Genomic DNA, 2,059 nt, shown 5'->3' with positions numbered 1-2,059 from the left:
ATTTATTAAAAGAGCTATGCATTGTATTATAGGCGAATATATGTTCGGTTTCAACCGCGATTGTTCAGAAAAATAAAAATGCTTGGAGGAAAGCATATGGAGACCGACCAAATGATTATGGAAGCAAGGGAATACGTGAAGGATCGTTTAAAGTCTGAGCCGTCCGGCCACGACTGGTGGCATATTTACCGGGTGGCGGAGTGGGCGAAGAGGCTGGCGGAGCAGGAAGGGGCCGACCCGGTCGTCTGCGAGCTGGCGGCCCTTTTTCATGACCTGGCCGACGAGAAAATCGTGTCTTCGAAAGAGGAGGGCATGGCAACAATTTCATCTTGGCTCGCAGACCATGGAGCGGATGCCGCGCTCGTGGATCATGTGCTGGAGATCATCGGGACAATGTCTTTTGGCGGCGGAGGCGGCAGGCCCATGTCGACTTTGGAGGGGCGCGTCGTGCAGGACGCAGACCGTCTGGACGCCATCGGAGCGATCGGTATTGCCCGCACGTTTGCCTTTGGCGGATCACGGGGAAGACTCATGTATGACCCTGACGAGCCGCCGCGGACTAGCATGACCCAGGAGGAATACCGCAGCCGGCAGGGGACGACGGTGAACCATTTTTACGAGAAGCTGCTGAAGCTGAAAGATCTGATGAATACGCCGGCGGCCCAGCGGGAGGCTGCTTCCCGCCACGCATTTATGGAGCAGTTTCTTGCGCAATTCCAACGTGAATGGCCCGGGGAGGAAGCGCCAAAAAAGGGGCGCGTTTAAACGCCCCTCAAGGAATGTTGTACTCTACCAGCTCCGAAACGGTAACGAAGCGATATCCGCGCTTCTGCAGTTCAGGCAGGATTTGTTTTAACGCGTCGACAGTTTGGGACTTGCCCTCCACGTGGTCGTGCATCAGGACGATGTCGCCGTTGCGCGCGTTGTTCAGCACCTTGTTCACGATTTTGGCGACGCCCGGCCGGTTCCAGTCCCAGGTGTCCTGATGCCATGACCACATGACGACGAGATAACCCTCTTTCTTGCAAATTTGGATCATACGGTCGTTATAATATCCTCCGGGAGGGCGAAACAGGTAGGTTTTTTTACCGGTAACCTGGTATATGGCTTCCTGGGTTTCCCGCAGCTCCCGCACGATGACCTCCGGTGAGCTCCGGCGGTTAAAATACATATGGTCGAAGGTGTGGTTGGCAAGCTCATGGCCTTCGGCCACCTGCCGCTTGGCCAGCTCCGGGTGCTCCTGAACCTGTTTGCCGACGACAAAAAACGTTGCCTTTGCGTGATACTGCTTCAGCAGGTCGAGAATCTGCGGCGTATCCTCTGGATCCGGCCCGTCATCGAAGGTCAGTGCTATAATCTTTTCCCGGTTCGGAATCTCCCAGATGACATCTCCCCTTTGTTCATAGTACTCTCTGCCTTGGTTTACGGGAGAAGCCCCCGCGCCGGAGCAGTCGTCACCGAAATCGTCAAAAGCAGCATGGATAGCGTTGCATAAAGCCTTGTGCGCATAAGGTCCTCCCGGTTGTTCGTTGTCGATGCTTCCATCCAAACGTCCAAACAAAGACAAGTTCGCTTCGTAGTATGTGACACGAACCGTTCTAACATACGCCGGGCGGGCCGTGATACAATAGAGACAAAGTCTGAATATGCCGGGAGTGCCCGGGGAAGGTGCGGATCAAGGCATGTCCTATAAACAAATCAAGTGGATGATATTGATTATTCCTACACTGGCTGTAGGGATATGGGAATATGCGAGGCATGCGTTTCTGATGCCTTATATATCGATGAAGGTGGGTAATTTTCTTACGCCGGTGTTTCTGTTCTTTATCAGCATGACGCTGCTCAGCATGCTGTTCCGGAGGCTGGAACAGGTGCAGGAGGAGCTGAACCGGGAGCGGGCGGAAAAAGCAGCCCTGGAAGAACGGGATCTGCTTGCCAGGGAACTACACGACGGCATCGCGCAGTCCCTGTTTCTGCTGTCGGTCAAGATGGACCGGGCGGAGTCGCGCGGCCGGGGAGCCCGGGAATCGGCGGACTTCCAGGAGCTGCGCAAGTCGGT

The 2,059-nt window shown here is 55.0% G+C and carries 3 protein-coding genes; 2 read left to right on the top strand and 1 reads right to left on the bottom strand.

Features of this window, described 5'->3' with window-relative positions:
* Nucleotides 1-96 precede the first annotated feature (96 nt).
* The gene (locus CPT76_RS15500; protein ID WP_105443522.1) at nucleotides 97-765 is read left to right on the top strand and encodes an HD domain-containing protein; all 669 of its coding nucleotides are present in this window, start codon (nucleotides 97-99) and stop codon (nucleotides 763-765) included.
* 7 nt (nucleotides 766-772) lie between these two features.
* On the opposite strand, the gene CPT76_RS15495 is transcribed toward CPT76_RS15500, so the two are convergent.
* Nucleotides 773-1,567, bottom strand: coding sequence for a polysaccharide deacetylase family protein (locus tag CPT76_RS15495; RefSeq protein WP_374954649.1), 795 nt, complete (start codon nucleotides 1,565-1,567; stop codon nucleotides 773-775).
* Between the two features lie 115 nt (nucleotides 1,568-1,682).
* Here CPT76_RS15495 and CPT76_RS15490 point away from each other — a divergent pair.
* Nucleotides 1,683-2,059: histidine kinase (locus CPT76_RS15490; RefSeq protein WP_258168530.1), on the top strand; the 377-nt coding region annotated here is incomplete at its 3' end.

The organism is Paenibacillus sp. AR247, from assembly GCF_002968895.1.
GTDB classification, from domain to species: domain Bacteria; phylum Bacillota; class Bacilli; order Paenibacillales; family Paenibacillaceae; genus Paenibacillus_AQ; species Paenibacillus_AQ favisporus.
The sequence above is the reverse complement of the archived record's forward strand: the minus strand, read 5'-3'. Positions and strand labels throughout refer to the sequence as shown.